A 23,681-nucleotide genomic window follows, 5' to 3' on the forward strand; every position below is an offset into this window, starting at 1 on the left:
GCCCTTCGCGATCAGTACCGACGTCAGCCGACGTGAACCGGCTTGCCGTCGTTGGCCAGGTCCTGGTGCTTGACCGACAGGCCGACCAGGGTGATCAGCGCGGCACCGACGAACATGATCGCCGACACCATGAACGCGGTGGTGAAACCGTGCGTGGTGGCGACAGCCTCGGCCTGCTTGGCCAGTACGCCGGCCTGATCCGGTGCGGCCTGCGATGCCTTGGCCAGCCCCGGCGTGAGCTCGGTGAACTTGTCCTTGATCGCGTTGGTGGAGACCGTGCCCAGCAGCGCCAGGCCGACCGCACCACCGATCTGCTGGACCGTGTTCAGCACCGCGGACCCGACCCCGGAGTCCTCGTCCGCGACACCGCTGACCGCGGTCAACGTGAGCGGTACGAAGATCAGGCCCATCCCGAAGGACAGCAGCAGGATGTACGGCAGCAGGTGAGCGGCGTAGCTGGAGCCCACCTCGAGCTGGGTGAAGCCGAACATTCCGCCGGCCGCGATCGCCGCCCCGGCGCCGGAGATCCAGCGCGGGTCCATCCGGGCGATCAGCGTGGAGGCGAGCTGGGCCGCGACCACGATGCCGAAGCTGAACGGCAGGAACGCGAAGCCGGTCTTCAGCGCGCTGTAGCCGAGCACGTTCTGGATGAAGATGCCCAGGAAGTAGAACATCGAGAACAGCGCCGCGCCGACGATCAGCATCACGAAGAAGCTGATCCCGCGGGTCCGGTTCGCGAGGATCCGGAACGGCATCAGCGCGTGCCGCGAGCGAGCCTCGATCAGCAGGAAGACACCGATCAGGACCAGACCGCCGATGATGAACGCGAGGGTGGCGCTGTTGCCCCAGCCCTTGCTGCCGGCGTGGGTCAGGCCGTAGACCAGCGAGGTCAGACCGATGGTTCCGGTGATCGCACCCGGCAGGTCGAACTTGCCGCGCTGACGGGCCGACTCACCGAGGTACCGGATCGCCAGCAGCGCGACGATCAGGCCGATCGGGGTGTTGATGAAGAAGGTCCAGCGCCACGAAGCCTCGGTCAGCAGACCACCGAGGATCAGACCGACGGCGGCACCCGCACCGGACATGGCGGCGTACACGGCCATCGCGCGGTTGCGCTCCTTGCCGGCCGGGAAGGTGGTGGTGATCAGGGCGAGCGCGTTCGGCGAGGCCGCCGCGGCGCCCAGGCCCTGCAGGATCCGGCTGGCCAGCAGCAGGGTCTCGTTCTGTGCGATACCACCGAGGAACGACGCGACGCCGAACAGCACCACACCGAACATGAACACCTTGCGGCGGCCGAGGATGTCCCCGATCCGGCCACCGAGCAGCAGCAGACCACCGAAGGCCAGCGCGTAGGCGTTGACCACCCACGGCAGCGAGCCGTTGGTGAAGCCGAGGTCCTTCTGGATGTGCGGCAGGGCGATGTTGACGATGGTGCCGTCGAGCACGACCATCAGCTGCGCCATGGAGATCAGCGCGAGCGCGATCCCGAGATTGCGGTGGCCGTGGGTCGCCGGTTCGGCCACCGAGTCGACCGGTCGCCCCTCTGGCGGGTCGGCCTTGATGACGTCTTCAGACATGCTGGAATATCCCCTCTTGGGTGTAACTGGCTTTTAGGTCGCTGGTCCGGCCCCTCACCGGCTCAGCTCACCTGCGACCCCCGCGCCGCAGGCATGATCACGTTGTCGATGACTCGGAGAATGAGCTCGTCGGTCGGCGCGACGCCGAGCACGAACGCTTGGTGGATGATGATCGCCGGCAGCGTCACCGACAGCAGTTCGACGTCGACGTCGGCGGCGATCTCCCCGCGCTCGACCGCGCGCTGGTAGACCCCGTTGGTGATCGCGATCCGGGGCGCCAGGAAGTACTTCTGGAAGGCCGCCTTGAGCTCCGGGTCACGGTGCAGCGCGGTCATCAGACCGGCCATCACCGACATCGGCATCTCCTCGGTGAACCCGCCCTGGCCGCACGACATCGAGATCAGGTCGCCCCGCAAGCTGCCGGTGTCGACGTCCTCGGGCATCGGACAGCCCTTGGCCCGGCTGATCGCGTCCGCGACCAGCTCCGCCTTGGTGGTCCAGCGCCGGTACAGCGTCGCCTTGCTGGCCTTGGCGGCCGTCGCCACCGCGTCCATCGTCAGCCGGTCGTAGCCCAGCTCGGCGAGCGTCGCGACGGTCGCGTCGAGGATCTCGTCCTCGCGCCCGCCCTCGACCCGCGGCCGCTGGCGCGGACCTGCATCGGCAACATCGGCCATGGTCTCTGCATCACCCTCGGTAGTCGGCTGGTAGCTGATAGAACGAAACGGTTTCGTTTCATCAACCACGTTACGACTCATGTGAAGGAGTGCACAAACGATTTTCTTCCGAGCCCTGTTGTGTCCTACGTCACTCTCAGTACCAGCGACCCACTGGTACTACTCCGCCCCGCCTGAACAGACGCAAACAACCGGCCGCCAGCAGGCGAGCCGGTTGTCCGCTATCCGGTACTACGAAAGCTCAGTCGGTACTAGGAGAAGCTCAGTCGTCGTCCTCGGCCGTCTTGGCGGCCTCGATCCGGCTGGCCATCCGGCCGGCCCGCTCGTCGATCTTGGCGGCGAGCCGGTCGCGGGCGGAGCGGAGTACGAACAGGGACAGGATGGCGGTGATGAACAGGGCCAGCAGAGCCAGCGGCCAGGGGCTCAGCCAGCTGTGCAGGGCGACCCAGAGGATGCCGAAGGAGACCAGGAACAGGGCCAGCCGCAGGCCGGTGTAGATGGCGAATTCCTTCATGGCTCAGACCCCGGCGTAGGAGTGCAGGCCGGACACGAGCAGGTTCACCCCGACGAAGTTGAAGATGAAGACGAACCAGCCGACGATCGCGATCGTGGCGGCCCGGCGGCCACGCCAGCCGGCCGTCGCGCGAGCGTGCAGGTATGCCGCGTAGACGACCCAGGTGACCAGCGACCAGACCTCCTTGGGGTCCCAGCCCCAGTACCGGCCCCAGGCGTACTCCGCCCAGATCGGCCCGGCCACCAGCACTCCGAAGGTCCACAGCGGGAAAGCGAACGCGAGCACCTTGTACGCCGTACCGTCCATCGCCTCGGCACTGGGCAGCCGCTTGAGCGACGCCGACATCGTGCCGCCGGCCAGCACGCGCCGCTCGGCGCGGGCCTTGACCAGGTACAGGATCGACACCAGGCCACCGATCGTGAACGCGCCACCGGAGATCGCCGCGGCGGACACGTGGATCACGAGCCAGTAGGAGTGCAGCGCCGGTACCAGCGGTCCGGCCGGCGTGTAGAGCGCCAGCGTCGCCAGTCCGAGCACGGCGGAGACGAACAGTGTGACGCCAAGCCCCAGCCACTGCAGCTTGTACCGGTGCACGAAGAGCAGGTAGACCGCCGCCACCGCCAGCGAGGAGGTGATGGTGAATTCGTACATGTTCCCCCACGGCACCCGCCCCGCCGCGAGCCCCCGGGTAACCACACCCGTCAAATGCAGCAAAAACGCCAACCAAGTCAGCAACAGCCCCACTCGACTGGCAGCATCAGCCCGCTCCGACCGCGCATCTCCGGTGCCAGTCGCCAGCGTGCCGGCTGACGTAACAACAGTCGCGCCGGAAGCCGACCCAGCCGAGGCCGAGTTGCCGGCGCCGACAGCGGACGTGACCAGAGCGGCGTCTTCTTCTGCGACAGCCTTGGCTACAACCGCCCGGCCCATCGCCCATTCGAGGGTGTGGGAGACCATCGCGATGATGTAGATGACGGTTGCCGTCGGGATGACCAGGTTGGAGAGGTGCGCGTAGGTCTCCGGGCTCATGGCTTCTCCTGCTTCGGTTCTGCTGTTTGCTCGGCCGGCTGTTCAACTGGCTTCAGGGCGTTGGTGATGGCGAGGATCTCGTCCCCGAGCCCGCGTTCCGGCCCCCGGTCCAGCCCTGCGACCTCGACCACGGTACGCCCGTCCTGAGTCCGGACCCGCACCCAGGTACGCCGCGGGTGGATGAACAGCGAGCCCATCAGCCCGAGGATGGCGAGCAGGATCCCGGCCAGCGCCAGGTGCAGGCCCGGAGTGTGGCTGATCTGCAGCTTCACCCAGCGTTCGTAGGAGTCGAAGGTGATCGAGCCGCGGTTGTCCGGCAGTTTGAAGCTCTGCCCCGGCGCGAGCTGGAACCGCAGCTTGTCGCCGCCGTCCCCCTCGAACTGGGTCAGCTTCGACTTGTCCAGCTGGTAGACCGACTGCGGCTTGCCCGTCTCCTCGGCCGGCCGGCCGTAGTACGCCGTCATCGCCAGCACCGGGTTGAGCGCGTCCGGGAACACCGACGTCGGACCGCGCTGCGGGTCGATCACCCCGGTCGGCAGGAAGAAGCCTTCGAAACCGAGCTGTTCGGGCCGCGCGTCCGGAGCCTTGATCACACCGAACGACGAGAAGTTGCCGTCCTGCGGCAGGAACGGCGCCGGCCCGGAGAAGGCCACCTCGCCCTTGCCGTCGCGGACCGTCACCTTCGGCGCGTAGCCGTGGCCGAGCAGGTGCACGTTGGTGCCGTCGACCTGCAACGGGTGGTTCACCTGCAGCTCGTACGACTTCTTCGGCGAGTCCGGCGTCTCCTGGTAGGTGATCGGCGCCTTGAACTCGCGCGCCGCGCCCCGCTGCGGGCCGTCGGTCTGGAACTTGACCGTGAAGCTGTTCACCTTCAGCGAGAACGGCGGCAGGTCGTCCGGCTTGAACACCCGGCCCGGGCTGAAGTCGTCGTACTGCGCGATCGCGTTCGAGAATTCATTGCCCACGACAACCAGTACGGTGCCGCGGTAGCCGAACAGCGCACCCCAGGCGGCGCCGATCAGCGCCAGGATCAGGGAGAAGTGGAAGAGCAGGTTGCCCGCCTCGCGCAGGTACCCGCGCTCGGCCGCCACCGCGCCGTCGTACAGCTCGACCCGGAAGCGCCGCCGGCGCAGCTCGGCCGCGGCCAGCTCCAGCACCTCGCTGTCGGAGGCCGTCGGCTCGAAGGACTGGTACCCGGGCAGGCGGTTCAGATTGCGCGGGGGCTTCGGCGGGCGGGCCCGCATCGCCTTCAGGTAGACCTGAAGCCGCGGCACCACACAGCCGATCAGCGAGATGAACAGCAGCAGGTAGATGGCCGAGAACCAGGCGGACTTGTAGACCGCGAACAGCCCGAGCTTGTCGTAGAACGGGCCGAGCTTGGGGTGCTGTTCGAAGAAGTCCGAGACCTTGACCGGATCGATCGCGGTCTGCGGGATCAAGGAGCCCGGTACCGCCCCCAGCGCGAGCAGGAAGAGCAGCACCAGCGCCGTCTTCATCGACGTGAGCTGCCGCCAGGTCCAGCGCAGCCAGCCGATCAGGCCGAGCTTGGGCAGGTCGGGTGGCGGGGCCGGCGCCTCGACGCGGTCCTTCACATCCGTCACGTCACACCGCCGATCCGAAGTTGGCGACCCATTGCCTGAGCTCGGCGGTCATCGAGTCCCACACTCCTGTCAGCAGCAGTAGCCCCACGGCGATCATCAGCACGCCGCCGATCCGGATCACCATCACCTGGTGCTTGCGCACCCAGGCGACCGCGCCGAGCATCCGCCGGAAGGCGAGCGCCGCGACGATGAACGGAATGCCCAGCCCGAGGCTGAACACCAGCGCCAGGATCGCACCCCGGCCGGTACTTCCCTCGGTCGCGGCCAGATTCATCACCGTACCGAGGGTCGGCCCGATGCACGGCGTCCACCCGAAACCGAACAGCACACCGAGCAACGGCGCCGCCGCGATCCCGACGGCCGGCACCCGGTGCACCCGGACATCGCGCTGCGCGAAACCGAAGCCACCAAGGAAGATCAGGCCCAGGACGACGGTCGCGCCGCCGAGCACCTTGGTGATCACGCCCTGGTGATCGAGCAGAGCGTTGCCGACGGCACCGAACAGCACACCGGTCAGGATGAAGACGGCGGAGAACCCCGCGACGAACAAGCTCGTCCCGGCCAGCATCCGGCCGCGGCGCTCGGACCCGAGCTCGGCCGCGGACAGCCCGGTCACGTACGAGAGATAGCCCGGTAACAGCGGAACCACGCAGGGTGAGAAGAACGAGATCGCACCGGCCAGCACCGCGATCGGCAGTGCCACCAGCATCGATCCAGTCATCGACTGGGCGAACCACTCACCCACGGTGCCGATTCCTTTGGTCAACTCGCGGCAGCATCATGCACCATGCCGAGCAGGGTCGACTTGGTCACGCTGCCGATCACCTTCGACGCGACCTTGCCCTGCTTGTCGATCACGACCGTCGCCGGGATGGAGCTCGGCGAGATCTTCTGGCCCCGGAACAGCAGCAGCTGCTTGCCGGCCGGGTCGTAGATGCTCGGGTACGGCACCTTGAACACCTCGACGAACTTCTTCGCCGGCGCCGGGTCGAGGTCCCGGGTGTTCAGGCCGATGAACTGGACGTCCGGCCCGAGCTCGTTGGCGGCGGCGGTGAAGTCCGACGCCTCCTCCCGGCACGGCGGGCACCAGGATCCCCAGACGTTCATCACGATGACCTTGCCGGTGTGGTCGGCGGAGCTCCAGTCCTTGCCGTCCAGCGTCTTGCCCTGGAAGGTCGGGGCCTTGACCCGATCAGCAGGCGCATAGGTGGCGACCCGGTCGTTGCCGCTGACGAATCCGGTCTGGCCTTTGCGGCTGTCCGACGCGTTCTGGCCGGAGGTACAGGCCGTGGCGGCGAGCAGCACCGCAGCTGCGACAGCCGTAGTACGGGCAAAGCGAACCATCACGCGCCGCCTGCGAACTTCTTCGGGTTGTTGACCGGGAGCAGGTCCTTGGCGGGTTCGGCATAACCGACCGAGACGATCGCGTCGCCGTGGAAGGTGAACGAGGTCAGGCTGGCCAGGCTGCACTGCCGCTTGCGCGGGTCGTGCAGCATCCGGCGGTGCTCGACGGCGGACCGGACGATCCAGATCGGCAGCTGGTGCGAGACGATCAGCGCCTCGTGCCCGGCCGCCTTCTGCCGGGCCGTCTCGATCGCGTCGCGCATCCGGCGTACCAGCTGGCTGTACGGCTCGCCCCAGGACGGCTTCCACGGGTTGCGCAGCAGCCACCAGGCACTCGGCTGGCGCAGCGCGCCGTCGCCGACGCCGAACTTCTTGCCCTCGAACTGGTTCGCCGCCTCGATCACCCGCTCGTCGATGTCCGGCGTCAGACCGAACACCTTGGCGATCGGCTCCATCGTCTCCTGGGCCCGCTCCAGCGGCGAGCTGACCAGGTGCACGATGTCGCGGCCGGCCACGTGCTCGGCGACCCGGTCAGCCATCTTGCGGCCGAGCTCGGACAGGTGGAAGTCGGGGATCCGGCCGTACAGCACGCCGGTCGGGTTGTGCACCTCGCCGTGACGCATCAGGTGCACGACCGTCGTTTCGGTCACCGTTGCCGGTCCCTTCAGTTCTCTACAGCCGCTGCCGCGCGGGCGGCGGAGGCAAGTGCGGTCTCGAGCTGGGCCAGCGCGTCGTCGTCGATGGCGGCGCTCACGAACCAGGCCTCGAAGGCGCTCGGCGGCAGGTAGACGCCGGCATCCAGCATGGCATGGAAGAACGCAGCGAATCTGGGCAGTACCTGGGCCCCGGCCCCGGCGAAGTCCCGGATCGGCTGCGGATCCTCCGAAGACTCCACGAAGAAGACGCTGAAGAGGTTCCCGGCATTCTGGATGTGATGAGGCACACCCTCCTTGGACAGCGCCGTCGTGACGAGCTGCCGGATGGTGGCCGAGGTGTCGTCGAGCTTGGCGTAGACCTCGTCGGTCGCCAGCCGGAGCGTGGTCAGGCCGGCCGTGGTGGCGATCGGGTTCCCGGAGAGTGTCCCGGCCTGGTAGACCGAGCCCTCCGGTGCCAGGTGGGACATCAGGTCGGCCCGGCCGCCGAACGCGGCCGCCGGGAAGCCACCGCCCATCACCTTGCCGAACGTCATCAGGTCCGGCACGACGCCGTCGACGCCGTACCAACCGGACTTGGTGATCCGGAAGCCGGTCATCACCTCGTCGGAGATGAACAGGGCGCCGTTGTCCTTGCAGGTCTTGGCGAGGAAGGCGTTGAAGTTGTCCAGCGGCGGGACGACACCCATGTTGCCGGGCGAGGCCTCGGTGATGACGGCGGCGATCTGGTCGCCGTACTGGGCGAAGGCCGCGGTGACGGCTGCCTGGTCGTTGTACGGCAGGACGATCGTGTCGGCGGTTGTCGCCTCGGTGACTCCCGGCGTACCGGGGATGCCGAGCGTGATGACTCCTGAGCCCGCCTGGGCGAGCAGCGCGTCGACGTGGCCGTGGTAGCACCCGGCGAACTTCACGATCTTGGCCCGGCCGGTCGCGCCACGGGCCAGCCGGAGCGCTGACATGGTCGCCTCGGTGCCGGATGACACCAGCCGGACCTTGTCCACCGGCGTCCGGGAGACGATCTCCTCGCCGAGTTCGACCTCGGGCTGGGTCGGGGTGCCGTACGACGTACCGCGGCTGACCGCTGCCTGGACAGCGGCCGTCACCTCCGGGTGCGCGTGGCCGAGCAGCATCGGGCCCCAGGAGCAGACCAGGTCGACGTAGGTGTTGCCGTCGACGTCGGTGATGTGACATCCGTCACCGGAGGCCATGAAGCGCGGAACGCCGCCGACGGCGCGGAACGCACGGACCGGGGAGTTCACCCCGCCCGGAGTGACGGCGGAGGCTCGTTCGAACAAGCTGGCGGATTGCTCAGTGTGGTCAGGCACGGCGGCCATTCTCCCCGACAGACCAGTACGCCGGGTGGGCGGGGACCGCGCTCTCATCGGCGAGATCTTCAAGTAAGCAGCGTGTAGGGGGTTCACAGGTGCGTTGTTACGCGCCAGTATGGATACCCGGTGACCGTGAGTGCACTGTCAGCGCCCGCTTCGTAACCCACGCACGTGGCGGACGTTAGACCAATAACGGACGGTGGCCGGTACGAAGAGACACAGAAGATTTGTCCGCAGCGTGGGGCGGGGCAGGTCGATGAGTCACGGAGGGGATCATCGATGGCGAAGGGCAAGCGTCGCGCCATGGGCGGGAGCGGGTGGCGTCAGGTGGCGCCACTGATTCCGCTGGCGTTGTTCGCGAGCGCGTTCACCGTCAGCGCCACCGACGATCCGGCCGTCGCGACAGCGGCGCTGGATCAGGGGCTGGGGAAGAACAGCCCGGTGGTCGTACCGAAGCAGCCGATCGGCGATCCGGCGAACGTCGCGGTGGCCGGTGTGGTCGGCAACGGTGTCGATCCCGGCGAGCAGCCGACCCAAGTGGTCTCCGGGCTGTCTCGCAACGGCATTCCCAATGCCGCGCTGAAGGCGTACTCACGGGCTCAACAGGTGATGGCCCAGGCCGATCCGACCTGTCAGTTGCCGTGGACCCTGGTGGCCGCGATCGGCCGGGTCGAGTCGAACCACGGACGGTTCGGCGGCAACTCGCTGATGACCAACGGCGTCGCGACTCCGGGCATTCTCGGCCCGCGGCTGGACGGTACGGGCACGGCCAAGATCACCGACACGGATGGCGGCAAGCTCGACGGCGACGCGGCGTACGACCGCGCGGTCGGGCCGATGCAGTTCATCCCGCAGACCTGGCAGATGATGGGCGTCGACGGCGACGGCGACGGGGTGAAGAACCCGCAGGACATCGACGACGCGGCGATGTCGACGGCCGTCTACCTGTGCTCCGGCACCGGGAACCTGTCCAAGGCCTCGGACCTGAACGCAGCGGTCCTGCGCTACAACCACTCCCAACAGTACGTCGACCTGGTGATCAGCATCGCCAAGGCGTACGCGGGCGGCAGTTGGATTGCCGTCGGCAACGGCACCGAGGGTGACGACCAAGGAGTCGACCGGGCCGGTGGCGTGGTCGACGACCCGAACATCGATGCCCCGGCGGACCAGAACCTGCCCCAGGCGATCGATCTGCCGACGTACCCGGGTCCGGCGAAGCCGAGCCCGACGCAGACCATGGTCCAGGGCGGTACCGGCAAGCCGACGACGTCCCCGACCAAGCGGCCGCCGACGACCACCAAGCCGTCGACCCCGCCCAGCTCGAAGCCACCGACGTCGAAGCCGAGCACCCCGCCGACCAGCAAGCCGCCGACGACCAAGCCGCCGGCTCTCCCGCCAGTGGTGGCGAAGCTGCAGACCTCGGTCGGCCTGATCGTCGGCACGGTCGGCAGCACGCTGACCGAGCTGACCAAGGCCACGACCTACTGCCAGTCCGAGCTGTCGAAGGTGACCATCACCCACCCGACTCAGCAGCAACTGCAGAAATGCGTGACCGCGTTCCAGACAGGCGGCGTCAAGGCCGTCGACCAGGTCATCCGCAACCTGCTCTCGCTGCTCGGTCTGCTCGGTGTCCTCGGAGGCGGACTGCTCGGGAACTGACCAGACCCCCCAAAGGCCGGCGCGCCTGCCCCCACCCCTCCCTTAGGCGCGCCCCTGGCGACGCCACGGAACCCCTCCCCCCGGTTTCGTGGCGTCGCCCTTTACTGGGTCAAGCGCTTAATTGAGAATCTCTCAGCTTCAGGCGAAACGCTTGGTGATCCGTTCCATCCGGTCGACCAAGTCGAGGTCGTAGGCGACGCCGGGGACGTAGAAGATCACGTAGTCGGCGCCGGCCTCGAGCGCGGCCTCCACCTTGTTCGCGATCTCGTCCTCGGTGCCGATCAGGTTGTCGCGGTCGAAGCGCTCGCGGTCCATCGGGCCGAGCGCCTTCTCGGTCGCCTTGGCCGGATCGTCACCCTTGTCGATCGGGAACGCGTTGATCCCGGTCGACTTGATGATCTCGTTGTAGTCGCGGCCGATCGCGTCGCAGTGACCCTTGAGGATCGCCGCCTTCTCCTTGATCACCTCGGGGTTGCCGCCGCCGATATTGGCCGCGTCGGCGTACTTGGCGACCAGCTTGAGGGTGACGTTCGGGCCGCCGCCACCGATCCAGAAGCTCGGGTGCGGCTTGCGGACGCCCTTGGGCTCGTTGATCGGCTTGTCGATCGAGTAGTACTTGCCGTCGAAGACCGGCTCGTCCTCGGTCCACATCTTGTAGATGATCTCGGTGGCCTCGCGGAACGCGCCCATCCGGTCCTTGAGCTCCGGCCACTCGTAGCCGTAGGCCTTCCACTCGTGCTCGTACCAGCCGGCGCCCAGTCCGGCGTACAGGCGGCCGTGGCTGGCGACGTCGACGGTGGACGCGATCTTGGCGTAGAGGGCAGGGTTGCGGTAGCCGTTGCAGCCGACCATCTGGCCGATGTTCACCCGCTTGGTGTCGCGGGCCAGCGCAGCGGTCGTGGTCCAGCACTCGAAGGTGCTCTCGGTGCTCGGCTCCGGCACCGTGTGGAAGTGGTCGAACAGCCAGATCGAGTCCCAGGACCCCTCGTCAGCCTTCTTCGCGACGGCGGTCATCGCCTCCCACTGTTCGACGGGGTCGCTGAACCCCGCCAGATCCATCTTCCACCCTTGTGGAACGAACATTCCGAACCGTGTTGTCATGCCTCCATCCAATAGGTGAGGTGCCGAGCCGGTCCAGCACCTCACCTACTGAATTACCACTGAATAGCCACACTCCAGCTTCTGAATCCCTTGCTCAGCGGGCGCTCAGTACGCCCGCTCCGAAGGCAGCTCCGTCGCGGTGGACGGCTCTGGCGGCGAGGATCGTGTTCAGCAGGACGGGATGAATCCGGCCGCCGAACTCCTGCCTGGTCAGGGCTGCCACTCCGGCCGCACTCGGTGCCGATGCCGACGTACCGAAGAAGCGGCACTGGCCTTCAACGGCGGTCGGGCAGGTGCCGGAGCCGAACGGTCCTACCCCGCTGACCGAGACGCCGTCGGAGGCGGCCCAGTACGGCGCCGGGAAGCTCCGGGAGAGCGGGCCGGGGATGCCCTTGCACGGACCGGGCTTGTTGGCCGGGCAGCGCGTGGTGGTGATGATCTGGGTCGGGCCGGCCGCGCTGTACGCCTCCAGCGCGATCGTCTTCGGGTCCACCGACGTGCTGGCGTTGACCGCGCCGGCGCTGGTCGCGAGTCCCAGGTAGTTCGAGTCCGGGTTCATCGAACCGGCCCGCTCGGGCGGGTCGATCGTCTGGACGCCGGCCGACAGCGCGCGCCAGCGCAGGTCAAGTACCGGCGCCTTCTTGGCCGACGAGGTGCCCTGGACGTCCACGACGAGCTTGGCGGGCTGCGCCACCCCGGTCGTGTTCTCGTAGATGAACTGCTCGATGGTGTCGCCGACCCCATCGGCCTGGACGGCGTTGCTGGCCGCGAGGCACTTGGTGCCGGTGGCATCCATCAGGTACAGGTTCAGGTCGGTGAACCCGCCCTGACCCGCAGTCGGGAAGACGGCGCGCGGCTCACTCCACTGCAGCGTGGGCATGACCGTCGCGCCCGGCAGCAGGTTGAGGTCGTACGTCGTGTCCTCGCCGCGCAGCTTCACCACGTTGTCGACCGCGTTCGGGCAGCCGGTGAACGGTCCGACGGCGCCGTCGGCTCCCTTGCCGGTACCGATGGCCGTGACTCGTGGTGCGTGCCGGCCACCGAGGTTGCCGGCCGACGAGCTGACCCAGATGCCGTGGGCCGCGAGACCCTCAGCAGTCGCAGCGCCGATGCCCTGCTGGAAGGCGGGCTCGTCATCGAGGGCGATGTCCTCGGCGATCATCGTCACGCCCGCGTTGGCGAGCTCGTGGAACGCCTCGACGTACTCGGCCGTGGTGTCCCGCGTACTGGCGTAGGCGAGCTTCGCCTGCGGGGCGATGTCGTGGATGATCTCGAGCATCGCGGTGCCCTCGTCATCGTCGTACGCCGCCTGCCGCAGAACCTGTACGTCGGCCGGCAACTCGCCCTGCGCGACGGACTCGGCGAGGTGATCGACATCGCCGGAGATGGCGCCGATCTTCTGCCCCTTGCCGGTCAGCCCCCGGGCCTGAGCCAGGTCGGCCTTGTGCAACGGCACGCTCTCGGCCTCGATCGGCCCGGCATCCACAGCCGGCCTGAGCGAAGGCCGCAACGCGCTCACCCAGCCGAGGCTCGCCACCGCGTCAAGCTTGTCGTACGGAACGGTCGTGGACAGCAGACCGGTCGTCGGCAGCTCAGCCCCCGGTACGGCCTTGAAGTCAGCCGCGTTCTTCAGCACCGACACCCCGAGCGAGGTGAGCGCCGCCTCCTGCTGAGTCGTCACCGGCGCGGCGGCATAGACCTGTACTCCGATCCGCCCACTGGCATCGATCCCAAGCGACCGCGCCTCAGGCGACGCCGTACTGACCCTCGCCTTGGCAGCCGCGCCCGCAAGCGCCGCGCTGTCCCTCAACAGTGTTGGAATCTTGGACGGTTGAGCCGCCACCGGTGCCGCCACAGCCGGTTGCACCACCGCCGCGGCAACCAATGCCGGAGCAATCAACAACAAACTGCTCACCAGATACGTCGACCTCTTCACAGAGCCCCTCCCCTAGCTTCGCGAACCTCGCACCACCGTGACCCACCAGCCAGACCCTGTCCAGAGCTTCATCCGACAACGAGGGGAATCCCCATCTACCCGTCCAAGTTCAGTCAACTGTTCACCGAATCGGCCCCGTTGATCGCCAACGGCAACCACGCCCGCGACACCCCGCCCGAAGAAGGTGGCCGCTGGCCGGTAAGCGTCGTACTTCGCCCAGCAACCGACAGCCCGCTGAGCCAAACCCTCGACCAACTCACGGCCGAAGCAGCAGCCGTAGCCGGCGAGGGCCATTGGCAAACCGGACAACTCGGCTCAGCCCACCTGACCGTCCGCGCCCTCGAGCACTACCGCCCGACCGTCGACCCCGACGAACCAGTCATCAAGCGCTACCAGTCAGCCATGGAGCGAGCCGCCACCACCGGCCCCGCCCGCATCGAGGTCACCGGCCTCACCCTCACGCCCGGCACCGTCATGGCTTGCGCCGTCGCCCTCGACGACCAGGCCGACCTCTTCATGGACCAGCTCAGGTTCGAACTGGGCCCCGATGCCTGGCGAGAAATCTCCTACGGCCGCCGCGACATCTGGTACCTCAACCTCCTCCACTTCACCACCGCCATCCCCGATCCGGCTCGGCTCATCGACTGGGTGGATGCCCGGCGCAACACCGTCTACGGGCAGGTCAGCATCGACGTGGCTGAACTGGTTCGGTTCTGGCATGTTCCGGGCGGCTTACGGCCGTACATGCGGCCCGAAGTACTGGGGAGCGCTTACCTCAGGAACCGGTTCCGTGGGCAAGGTCTTGCGGAGTGAGAGCGCTCTAGTTCCGGAACCGGTGGGGTATTGACGCGGTCGGTCGGAGGGCTGAGAGTCGGGCGCGACGCGTGCGTGAGGCTCGCGCAGCGAAGCTGGAGGAGTCGCCCATGCCCAGGTGGCCTGTCAATCGATCGATTCGTTCCAGACGGCGGACGGCGGTGGTCAGCTCCGTTGCGTTGCTGGCCGGACTGCTGCCGCTCGGCGTGGCGGCTCAGGCCAATGCCGATGACCCGGCGCCGCTCGTGCTGGCGGCGTTCGAAGGGGGCGAGCAGTTCGCGTCGCCGCCCAACGCCGGCATCTTCGGGTGGGGCAGCGATGCCGACGACCCGCCGACGATGGAGTTCCAGGCCCGCGCCGACGCGCCGGTCGGCGGCAAGGTGCTGCACGGTACGTACAACATCAGCGGGTACGGCGGTTTCAGCCACGACGTGCAGTACGACCAGAACCCCGGCGACTGGTCGGCGCACAAGGGCATCCGGTTCTGGTGGTACGGGCAGAACACCGCGCCGCTGCCGCCCGGCTCGGGCAAGCGGATCTTCTTCGAGATCAAGGACGGTGGCGCGAACGCCGAGGCGTCGGAGCTGTGGAACACCAGCTTCACCGACGACTGGCAGGGCTGGCACCTGGTCGAGATCCCGTTCGCCGACCTCGCCTACCGCGGCGACTACCAGCCCGTCGGTGGCATCGACCACATCCTCAACCTCGACAAGATGTGGGGCTACGCGATCACCATGCCGGTCGGGACTCCTGGTGAGTTCGCGATCGACCAGGTCGAGGTCTACGGCAAGGCCGACCCGGCGCTGAAGGCGAGCATCGTCACCGACGCGGAGGTCTACCCGGTCAAGGAGGGTGGCACGGCGAAGGTCAAGATCAGCCTCGCCACCACCGGCGCGGTACCGCTGGAAGAGCCCGTCACGGTCGAGTACCGCACCGGAACCGGCACCGCGGGAGCCGGCGACTACACCCCGGTCTCCGGCGCCTTCACCTTCCCGGCCGGTACGCCGTCAGGCGCGTCCCAGACCGTCAAGGTGATCACCCAGCGCGACACCACAGCCGAGGTGGCCGAGACCATCCCGCTGGACCTCACCGTCACCGGCGCGAAGCCACCGGTCACCCAGCCGAAGGTCGTCATCAACGCCCACGACCTCCCGTACCTGAACCCGGCCCTGCCCGTGAAGACCAGGGTCGCCGACCTGCTCAGCCGGATGACGCTGGCCGAGAAGGTCGGCCAGATGACCCAGGCCGAGCGCAACGCGCTGCGCTCCAAGAGCGACATCGCGACCTACGCCCTCGGCTCGCTGCTGTCCGGCGGTGGCTCCGTACCGTCGCCGAACACCCCGGCCGCCTGGGCCGCGATGATCGACACCTTCCAGCTGAACGCGCAGGCGACCCGCCTGCAGGTGCCGTTGATCTACGGCGTCGACGCGGTCCACGGTCACAACAACGTGATCGGCGCGACGATCCTCCCGCACAACATCGGGATCGGCGCGACCCACGACGAGGAGCTGGCCCAGAAGACCGGCCAGGTCACCGCGGCCGAGGTCCGGGCGACCGGCATCCCGTGGGACTTCGCCCCCTGCCTCTGCGTGGTCCGCGACGACCGCTGGGGCCGCTCGTACGAGGGCTACAGCGAGGACCCCGCGCTCGTGAAGGTGATGGCCAGTGTCATCACCGGTATGCAGGGCAAGGCCGACGGCAGTGAGCTTGGCCAATACAACAAGGTGCTCGCGACCGCCAAGCACTACGTGGGCGATGGCGGTACGACGTACGGATCGTCCACGACGGGTAGCTACAAGATCGACCAGGGCGTCACCAAGGTGACCCAGAAGCAGCTCGAGGACATCCACCTCGCGCCCTTCAAGACCGCGGTCGACCTCGGCGTCGGCACCGTGATGCCGTCGTACTCGAGCGTCGAGATCCTCGACGACAACGGCGCGACCATCAGCGGCCCGACCAAGATGCACGGCGACGCGGCGCTGATCAACGGAACGCTGAAGGACAAGCTGGGCTTCAAGGGCTTCGTGATCAGCGACTGGCAGGCGATCGACCAGCTGCCGGGCGACTACCCGAGCGACATCCGGACGTCGATCAACGCCGGCCTCGACATGATCATGGTGCCGACCAACTACCAGGCCTTCACCCAGGGCCTGACCGACGAGGTCACCGCCGGCCGGGTCACCCAGGCCCGGGTGGACGACGCCGTCAGCCGGATCCTGACCGAGAAGTTCAAGCTCGGCCTCTTCGAGCACCCGTACGCCGACAAGACCCGGCTCGGCACTGTTGGCTCCGCGGCCAACCGCGCGGTCGGCCGGGAGGCGGCGGCCAAGTCCCAGGTACTGCTCAAGAACGACGGCAACCTGTTGCCGTTGGCACCCACTGCCAAGGTCTACGTTGCCGGCAGTAACGCCAACGACCTGGGTAACCAGATGGGCGGCTGGAGCATCACCTGGCAGGGCGGCTCCGGCAACACCACCACCGGTACGACGATCCTCGACGGGATCAAGCAGGTCGCACCGACCGCCACGTTCAGCCAGGACGCCTCGGCGCCCCTGGAAGGACACGATGTCGGTGTCGTCGTGGTCGGCGAGAAGCCGTACGCCGAAGGCATCGGTGACGTCGGCAACGGTCACACGCTCGGCCTGACCGCCGCAGACAAGGCAGCCGTGGACAAGGTGTGCGCGGCGATGAAGTGCGTCGTCCTGGTCGTCTCCGGTCGCCCGGAGATGATCGCCGACCAGCTCGGCGAGATCAACGCGGTCGTCGCGTCCTGGCTGCCGGGCACTGAGGGCGCCGGCGTCGCGGATGTACTGTTCGGCAAGAAGCCGTTCAGCGGCCGGCTGCCGGTCACCTGGCCGAAGTCGGAGGCCCAGGAGCCGATCAACGTCGGCGATGCGGCGTACGACCCGCAGTACCCGTTCGGCTGGGGTCTCACGACGCAGGCCGCGGCCCGGGAGAACGTGTCGGACACGCGGAAGGACCTGCTGCGCAGAGCTGCATCCGACCCGAACGTCCGTGCCGCCGCAGGGCATCTCAACGAGGCCCTGAAGGTGAAGGACTGGTCGGGGCCGCAGGCAACGACCGTACTGGCCGAGCTCGGTCAGGCGGGCGCGGCTCTGCAGCTGACCACGGCGGATACCTCGAACGAGGACGACGCCGTCGTCACCGGCGCCCGCTGGATCGCCCAGAACAAGATCGGCCAGAACCTCGACGAAGCGAAGTCGAAGCTCACCGCCGATGCTGAGCACCTGGCGCTCAGCGGCGAGCTCAGCAACGCGATCGCGAAGCTGGCCGCGGCGTACAACCTGTAGGTCCTTTTAGGAAACAAGGACGAGGGGGTCGGCGAGTTGCACCTCGCCGGCCCCCTCTGGTTTTGTCAGACCGTGACCAGCTCGCGGTCTGTCGATGGGACTGGCTGAGCGGCGGACAGCTTGTTCGGCCACCACGCCTTCCGGCCGAGCAGGACCATGATCGACGGCAGCATCACGATGCGGACCAGGGTCGCGTCGATCAGTACGGCGACCGCCAGGCCGACGCCCATCTGCTTCATCTCGATCATTCCGAGTGAGGCGAAGACGGCGAACACCGAGACCATCACGGCCGCCGCGCTCGTCACCACACCCGCCGACTCGGTGATCCCCTTGCGTACCGCCTCCTGCGGCGTCAGCCCGTCGCGGACGCCTTCACGGATCCGCCCGAGGACGAACACGTGGTAGTCCATCGACAGCCCGACCAGGATGACGAACAGGAACACCGGGATCCACGACACCACGAACCCGGGCGAGGTGAAGTCCAGCAGTCCTTCGGCCCAGGTGTGCTGGAAGACCAGGGACAGTACGCCGAAGCAGGCCGCCACCGATGCCAAGTTCAGCAACGTCGTGACGAGTGCGATCGCCAGGCTGCGGAAGGTGAACGCCATCATCACCAACGTCAGGATGAGCACGAAGGCGATCACATAAGGCAGTTGTTCCCGCTGATGCTGCCCGTAGTCGACCTGCGCCGCTGCCTCCCCACCTACTGCCCACTTGGCGGTCGTGATGGCCTGAGGGACAAGCCCGTCGCGGAGCTGGTCGAGAGCCGCCCGGGCGTTGTCGCTCGTGTCCGGCTTCACCGACACCAGGGTCAGTACTGCTGTCTCCCCCGCCTGCCGGATCTCGCTTGCTGGTGCCACCACAAACCCTTTACTGGCGACCGCCGCCGTCTGCAGCTTGGCCAGCCCCGTCGCCGCATCATTGCCCTGCGCAACGATATCGAAGCTCATCCCCTGCGACGGGAAGTTCTGCTGCAGCGCCTGCATCGTCTTCACCTCAGGAATGCTCTGCGGCAACGTGCTCAAACCACCCGGCTCGGTCTTCATCCCCAGCGCCGGTACTGCGAGCGCCACCACCGCGACGGCCGAGATCACCAGTGCGACCTTGGGAAAGCGCAGTACGGGCGCCAGGATCCGCCGGCTGATGCCACCCGGCCCGATGCGACGGTTGAGCCGCCACAGCAACGGAACGCGCGGGCGATCGACCCGATGACCCAGCTTCACCAACAGCGCTGGGAGAACGGTGAGCGACCCAAGTACCGCCACCGCGACAACCACGATTGTCGCCGTGGCCATCGACGAGAAGACGGGGTCCTGCGCGACGTACAGGCCTGCCATCGAGACGATGACCGCGAGCCCGGAGACAACCACCGAATGCCCCGACGTGGCCGCGGCGATCTCGACCGCGTCGACCGTACCGTGGCCACGGCGTCGTTCTTCTCGCTCGCGTTTGAGGTAGAAGAGCGAGTAGTCGACGCCGACTGCCATGCCGATCAGCAGCACGACATTCGCGACCGAACCTCCGTCGGGGAACGCGTAGGACAGCGGCGCGTAGAACCCGAGCGCCGCACCGACGGCCGAGAACGCCAGCAGGACAGGGATTCCGGCTGCGATCAACGCACCGAAGGCGAGCAACATCAGGCCGAACGTCAACGGCAGGCTGATCTTCTCAGCCCGCGCGAGGTCGGAGCTGACCTGCTTCCAGACCCCCTTGTTGAGCGACGCACTACCGGCCTGCTCGATCGTCAGCGACGGATTGGCCTTCTGCACCTCACTGGTTGCCGCGAGCAACTTGTCGACGTTGTCGGCGGCATCGTCCGCGTTCCCCTTCAACGAGATCGGCAGCAACGCCGCCTTGCCGTTGGCCGCCCAGACCGGCTGCCCCACCTCAGCCACCGCATCGATCCCCGTCATCTTCTGCTGCAGCTGCTTTAACGCCGTGGTCGCGGCTGCTTTGTCCAGCGCACCATCAGGGTCGGTCAGCAGAACCGTCTCGCCAGGCTTGTTCTCCAGGCCGGCGTCGCGGATCAGCTCCGACGCCGTCCCCGACTGACCGATCCAGGTGTCATCGGCCTTCGTCTTCTGGGTTGGAATCGCGACCATCAGCCCGACCGCGACGACGACAAGCATCAGCCAGAAGCCGATCGCCCGCCATGGATGGGTAGCACTCCAGCGCGCCACGCGCACCGTCACCGATCCCCTGCTCATCCTGGTAACCCTCTCGCCATCCCCGCACGGGCGCTCTACCCGCTCACCACGAGCCTGGCGGTTGGCTGGAGAGTTCTCAGGAGTGTCAGCCCCCACGGAGGGGTAGTGCTAGGTCCACCAACACGTACGAGGCACCCACCCGTACTCGTGTCGCGCCCCCACGTCTTGAGCCCACCCGAACCACTGACCGTGTGCCGCATCGGGTGGACGACTCCACTGACGCTGGCCAGGCTCATCCCCCCTCGGCCCACTCGTACTCACGCCCGCACGCAGCCGATGCGGATGACGACTGTGCGGCGGAGCTGACGCGTTGCCGCGCTCGCACTGCGGACGGCACAGCACAGCTGCCCGCGCTGTGGACGCCGTCGATCGGGTGCTGTGTGGACCCGGACGGTAACAAACTTGCACGGGGAGGCAACTAGTTTCCAGCTAAGTCTGGTCCGGCGACGGGCAACCCAGAAATGGGGCAGCCAGCGCTGCCGCCACCACGACGCGTGAACGCAAGCCCGCGAAAGCCCCCACGGCAGACGCCGCCACCTCGACCGGTCCACCCCGACAACCGGCCGCGCCGTCAGAATCCAGCAGTAGCCGACGTGGCGCCCAGCGCCACGAGGCCGAGGCCGGCCGTGGAGCGGGCGATGCGCAGATCTCAGCGAGCCTCGTCCCGGTGGGCCGGCGCCTCCGGCCAGCCCGGCGGTCGCCGAGACCGCCACCACCGAGCAGCCTCCTCCAACTTTGAGCTCGACGTGAGCGTTCCCGCCCGGCCCAGACGCTCACGTCGAGCACAGAGTGGCCGAAGGGCCGCCCGGCTGCCCCTCCGGCACGGGTCCGTGGCACCCGCCCGCCTGAGCAAACCCATCCGAGTCCCCCGCCCGACGCGGCACACCCGCAGTGGTTCGGGTGGGCTCAAGACGTGGGCACGCAACACGAGCTCGGGTGGGAGGTTTGTACGCCGGCCCGCCAGGTCAGGCGGGGATGGTTCTCGAGCGGAGACGCCTCAGCATCCGGGCGTCTTCGAAGCCGACGGTCCGGGCGGCGGACTCGACGGTTGTGCCGTGGCTGATGAGGTGTTCGGCTCGTTCCAGCCGCAGGAGTTGCTGGTAGCGCAAGGGGGTGAGGCCGGTGGCCTGGGTGAAGATGCGGGTCAACGTACGCTCGCTGACGCCTACACCAGCCGCGAGATCGGTGAGGCGTAGCTGGTCGGCGTACCGGCTGTCGATGATGTCTTGGACTCGGTGGGCGAGGTCGCTGAGGTGGCCGCGGTGGCGGAGCATCGCGCTTTCCTGGCGGTCGTCGCCGTTGCGGCGGGCGTAGACGACCATCTGGCGCGCGACCCGCGCCGCCGCCTCGGCCCCGCGAGCGGCCGCGACCAGGTGCAGCGCCAGGTCGATCCCGCTGGCGATCCCGGCCGACGTGATCACCCGATCGTCCACGACGTACAGGACATCGCGCACCATCTGAGCCTTCGGATAACGCGCGGCGAGCTCCTCGGTGAGGTCGTGGTGTGTCGTGTACCGCCGCCCGTCCAGCAGCCCGGCGGCGCCAAGCGCATCGGCGCCGGAGCACACACTCGCGACCGAACCGCCAGCCGCATGATGAGCGCGCAGCCGATGCTTGGCCATCGCCGACATGTCCGGAGTCGGCGTGAACCGCGGCGACCGCCAGCCCGGTACGACGATCAGGTCGGCGCACCCAAGCTCCGGCCACTCCAACTGCGCCCTGATCGGCACCCCTTGGGCGGTGGCGATCTCCGCCGACTCCGCGACGTACGTCAGGTCGTAGCCGTACCCGAGGTCGTTCGCGGTCGAGAACACCTGGGCCGGACCGGCGAGGTCCAGCAGGTGGAGTTTCGGCAGCAGGAAGAAGACGACCCGAGTAGGCATGATCCGGTCAGGATGCCAGAACCGGGGGCGCCACCTCGTCCAATGTCCGGATGCTGGCGAACCGGCCGGCCAGCACGTACTCTGTCCGCTCGACGATCGTCTCCGGCGAGAGCGTCCGCGGATCGGCCAGTACGTCGGCCAGCGTCGCGTCGGCCGGCATCGTCCAGTGCGGCAACGGGGTGGTCGCCGTCGCCTCGGTCACGAACGTCACGCCGTACCCGAGATCGGAGGCGACCCGGGCGGTCGTCTCGCAGCACTGCTCGGTCCGGATCCCGCTGACGACGACCTCGCGGATGCCGTGCTGGGTGAGGACCTGCTGCAGATTAGTGGTGGTGAAGGCGTTGTGCGCGGTCTTCCTGATCACCGGCTCACCGTCGGCGGGCTCGAGGCCCTCGATGAAGCGGACGTGGCCGTTCGCTGGGTCGAAGGCGCCGCCGGTGCCGGGTTCGGTGTGCAGCACCCAGATGACGAGGTCGCCGTTCGCGCGGGCGGCGTGTACGAGCCGGTTCACCCGGTCGGCGATGTCGGGGTGGTTCACCACGCTCCAGTTCTCCCGGACGCGGAACGATTCCTGGACGTCGATCACGAGTAGAGCTGTCTGAGTCATGGCTCTATCGTCGGCGCTCCGAGGCGCCAAAGATAAGGCTTCAACCAGCCCGGACCCGGACGGATCTGGTCAGCGGCTACCCGATGCTGGCCGATACCGGTCAGTCATCGGACGAATTCGAACCGTTACAAACTATTCCAAACACCGGACAACCCTGCCTACAGTGCGACGGTCGGCCATGTGCACGCTCTCCCGCCGACCACCGCCCAGCACAAGTGAGGGGATTCCATGTCAGACAACCTGCCCCGCCGACAAGTACTGCGAACCGCCGGCGCGCTCGGCCTCGGCGCTGCCGCCGCCGGTGCGCTGACCAGCGGAGCGCAGGCGGCGCCGGATAAGGTCACCGCCATGAGTTCGCACCACGGCCACGGCAAGCTCGAGATCCGCAAGGATCCGTTCGGCACCACCCCTGAAGGCGTTGCGGTGGACGTGTACACGTTCACCAACGGCCGGACCACGATCTCGATGCTGACCTGGGGCGCCACCATCCAGCGCGTCGAGACGCCGGACCGGCGCGGCCGGGTCGAGAACATCAGCCTCGGCTTCGACAACCTGCCCGACTACGCGGCGCTCAGCCCGTACTTCGGCGCCACCGTCGGCCGGTACGGGAACCGGATCGCCAAGGGCAAGTTCACCCTCGACGGTCACAACTACCAGATCCCGGTCAACAACGGCGAGAACGCCCTGCACGGCGGCACGATCGGCTTCGACAAGAGGGTCTGGTCGGCCAAGATCGTGAAGAGCGACAAGGCCGTCGGCGTCGCGTTCACCTATGTCAGCCCGGACGGCGAGATGGGCTTCCCGGGCGAGCTGACCAGCACGGTCACGTACACGCTCGACAAGCAGGACAACCTGCGGATCGACTACCACGCGACCGTGGCCGGCAAGCCGACCGTGCTCAACCTGACCAACCACGTCTACTTCAACCTGGCTGGTGAGGGCACCGGCTCGATCGACGGCCACGTACTGGAGTTGAAGGCCGCGAAGTACACGCCGGTGGACGCGGGCCTGATCCCGACCGGCGAGCTCGCCCCGGTGGCCGGTACGCCGTTCGACTTCAACCAGCCCACCGCGATCGGCAAGCGGATCCGCAATGACCACCCCCAACTGGTGATCGGGCGTGGCTACGACCACAACTTCGTCCTCAGCGGCAAGCCCGACCACGACGGCCTGCGCTTCGCCGCCCGCTTCTGGGAGCCCACCGAGGGCCGCACGGTGACCGTGCACACCAGCCAGCCCGGCGCCCAGTTCTACAGCGGCAACTTCCTCGACGGCACCTTCCAGGGCATCGGCAACAAGGCCTACCGCCAGGGCGACGCCTTCGCCTTCGAGACCCAGCACTTCCCCGACTCCCCCAACCAGCCCACCTTCCCCTCCACCGTCCTCCGCCCCGGCCAAACCTTCACCTCCACCACCATCTACACCTTCGGCACGAAGTAGGACT

18 protein-coding genes are annotated in these 23,681 nt (G+C 67.7%); 4 read left to right on the forward strand and 14 right to left on the reverse strand.

Annotated elements, in window-relative coordinates; translation table 11 throughout:
- Positions 1-23: 23 nt before the first annotated feature.
- The 9 genes from OHA70_RS07045 to hemL form a co-directional block, all read right to left on the reverse strand.
- Positions 24-1,577: an MFS transporter gene (locus tag OHA70_RS07045; RefSeq protein WP_328329807.1), complete on the reverse strand. Its 1,554-nt coding sequence runs from the start codon at positions 1,575-1,577 to the stop codon at positions 24-26.
- A gap of 62 nt (positions 1,578-1,639) precedes the next feature.
- Entirely contained in the window at positions 1,640-2,251 is a 612-nt protein-coding gene (locus OHA70_RS07050) for a TetR-like C-terminal domain-containing protein (protein WP_328329809.1), read from the reverse strand.
- 262 nt (positions 2,252-2,513) lie between these two features.
- Positions 2,514-2,765 carry a DUF4229 domain-containing protein gene (locus tag OHA70_RS07055; protein ID WP_328329811.1) on the reverse strand — a complete coding sequence of 84 codons (252 nt, stop codon included), beginning with the start codon at positions 2,763-2,765 and terminating at the stop codon, positions 2,514-2,516.
- Between the two features lie 3 nt (positions 2,766-2,768).
- Positions 2,769-3,794, reverse strand: coding sequence for a c-type cytochrome biogenesis protein CcsB (ccsB, locus tag OHA70_RS07060; RefSeq protein ID WP_328329813.1), 1,026 nt, complete (start codon positions 3,792-3,794; stop codon positions 2,769-2,771).
- Entirely contained in the window at positions 3,791-5,395 is a 1,605-nt protein-coding gene (resB, locus tag OHA70_RS07065) for a cytochrome c biogenesis protein ResB (RefSeq protein WP_328329815.1), read from the reverse strand. Before resB ends, ccsB begins: the two co-directional genes overlap by 4 nt.
- Position 5,396: 1 nt before the next feature.
- Positions 5,397-6,140 (reverse strand): cytochrome c biogenesis CcdA family protein, encoded by a 744-nt coding sequence (locus tag OHA70_RS07070; protein ID WP_328329817.1) that lies wholly within the window; start codon positions 6,138-6,140, stop codon positions 5,397-5,399.
- Positions 6,141-6,157: 17 nt separating this feature from the next.
- A complete protein-coding gene (locus OHA70_RS07075; protein ID WP_328335044.1) occupies positions 6,158-6,739 on the reverse strand; it encodes a TlpA family protein disulfide reductase in 582 nt (193 codons plus the stop codon).
- Positions 6,739-7,389, reverse strand: coding sequence for a histidine phosphatase family protein (locus OHA70_RS07080; RefSeq protein WP_442913873.1), 651 nt, complete (start codon positions 7,387-7,389; stop codon positions 6,739-6,741). The genes OHA70_RS07075 and OHA70_RS07080 overlap by 1 nt, the downstream gene beginning before the upstream one ends.
- Before the next feature lie 14 nt (positions 7,390-7,403).
- Entirely contained in the window at positions 7,404-8,726 is a 1,323-nt protein-coding gene (gene hemL, locus OHA70_RS07085) for a glutamate-1-semialdehyde 2,1-aminomutase (protein WP_328335049.1), read from the reverse strand.
- Between the two features lie 273 nt (positions 8,727-8,999).
- On the opposite strand from hemL, the gene OHA70_RS07090 reads away from it, so the two are divergent.
- Positions 9,000-10,379, forward strand: coding sequence for a lytic transglycosylase domain-containing protein (locus tag OHA70_RS07090; RefSeq protein WP_328329819.1), 1,380 nt, complete (start codon positions 9,000-9,002; stop codon positions 10,377-10,379).
- A gap of 138 nt (positions 10,380-10,517) precedes the next feature.
- Here OHA70_RS07090 and OHA70_RS07095 read toward each other — a convergent pair whose 3' ends face one another.
- Together OHA70_RS07095 and OHA70_RS07100 are read right to left on the reverse strand one after the other, a co-directional pair.
- Entirely contained in the window at positions 10,518-11,480 is a 963-nt protein-coding gene (locus tag OHA70_RS07095) for a TIGR03560 family F420-dependent LLM class oxidoreductase (protein ID WP_328329821.1), read from the reverse strand.
- A gap of 94 nt (positions 11,481-11,574) precedes the next feature.
- Positions 11,575-13,416 carry a hypothetical protein gene (locus tag OHA70_RS07100; RefSeq protein ID WP_328329823.1) on the reverse strand — a complete coding sequence of 614 codons (1,842 nt, stop codon included), beginning with the start codon at positions 13,414-13,416 and terminating at the stop codon, positions 11,575-11,577.
- A 138-nt stretch (positions 13,417-13,554) separates the two neighbouring features.
- On the opposite strand from OHA70_RS07100, the gene OHA70_RS07105 reads away from it, so the two are divergent.
- Together OHA70_RS07105 and OHA70_RS07110 are read left to right on the forward strand one after the other, a co-directional pair.
- The gene (locus tag OHA70_RS07105; protein WP_328329825.1) at positions 13,555-14,229 is read left to right on the forward strand and encodes a hypothetical protein; all 675 of its coding nucleotides are present in this window, start codon (positions 13,555-13,557) and stop codon (positions 14,227-14,229) included.
- Between the two features lie 161 nt (positions 14,230-14,390).
- Entirely contained in the window at positions 14,391-17,540 is a 3,150-nt protein-coding gene (locus OHA70_RS07110; protein ID WP_328329827.1) for a glycoside hydrolase family 3 N-terminal domain-containing protein, read from the forward strand.
- Positions 17,541-17,605: 65 nt separating this feature from the next.
- Here the strand turns inward: OHA70_RS07110 and OHA70_RS07115 are convergent, their stop codons facing one another.
- The 3 genes from OHA70_RS07115 to OHA70_RS07125 all read right to left on the reverse strand — a co-directional run bounded on the left by OHA70_RS07115 (position 17,606) and on the right by OHA70_RS07125 (position 22,237).
- The gene (locus OHA70_RS07115; RefSeq protein WP_328329829.1) at positions 17,606-19,747 is read right to left on the reverse strand and encodes an MMPL family transporter; all 2,142 of its coding nucleotides are present in this window, start codon (positions 19,745-19,747) and stop codon (positions 17,606-17,608) included.
- A gap of 965 nt (positions 19,748-20,712) precedes the next feature.
- A complete protein-coding gene (locus OHA70_RS07120) occupies positions 20,713-21,630 on the reverse strand; it encodes a GlxA family transcriptional regulator (RefSeq protein WP_328329830.1) in 918 nt (305 codons plus the stop codon).
- 7 nt (positions 21,631-21,637) lie between these two features.
- Positions 21,638-22,237 carry a cysteine hydrolase family protein gene (locus OHA70_RS07125; RefSeq protein ID WP_328329832.1) on the reverse strand — a complete coding sequence of 200 codons (600 nt, stop codon included), beginning with the start codon at positions 22,235-22,237 and terminating at the stop codon, positions 21,638-21,640.
- Positions 22,238-22,465: 228 nt separating this feature from the next.
- Between OHA70_RS07125 and OHA70_RS07130 the strand changes: the two genes are divergently transcribed.
- Positions 22,466-23,677, forward strand: coding sequence for an aldose epimerase family protein (locus OHA70_RS07130; RefSeq protein ID WP_328329835.1), 1,212 nt, complete (start codon positions 22,466-22,468; stop codon positions 23,675-23,677).
- Positions 23,678-23,681: the final 4 nt, after the last annotated feature.

It is taken from the genome of Kribbella sp. NBC_00382 (assembly GCF_036067295.1).
Lineage (GTDB): Bacteria > Actinomycetota > Actinomycetes > Propionibacteriales > Kribbellaceae > Kribbella.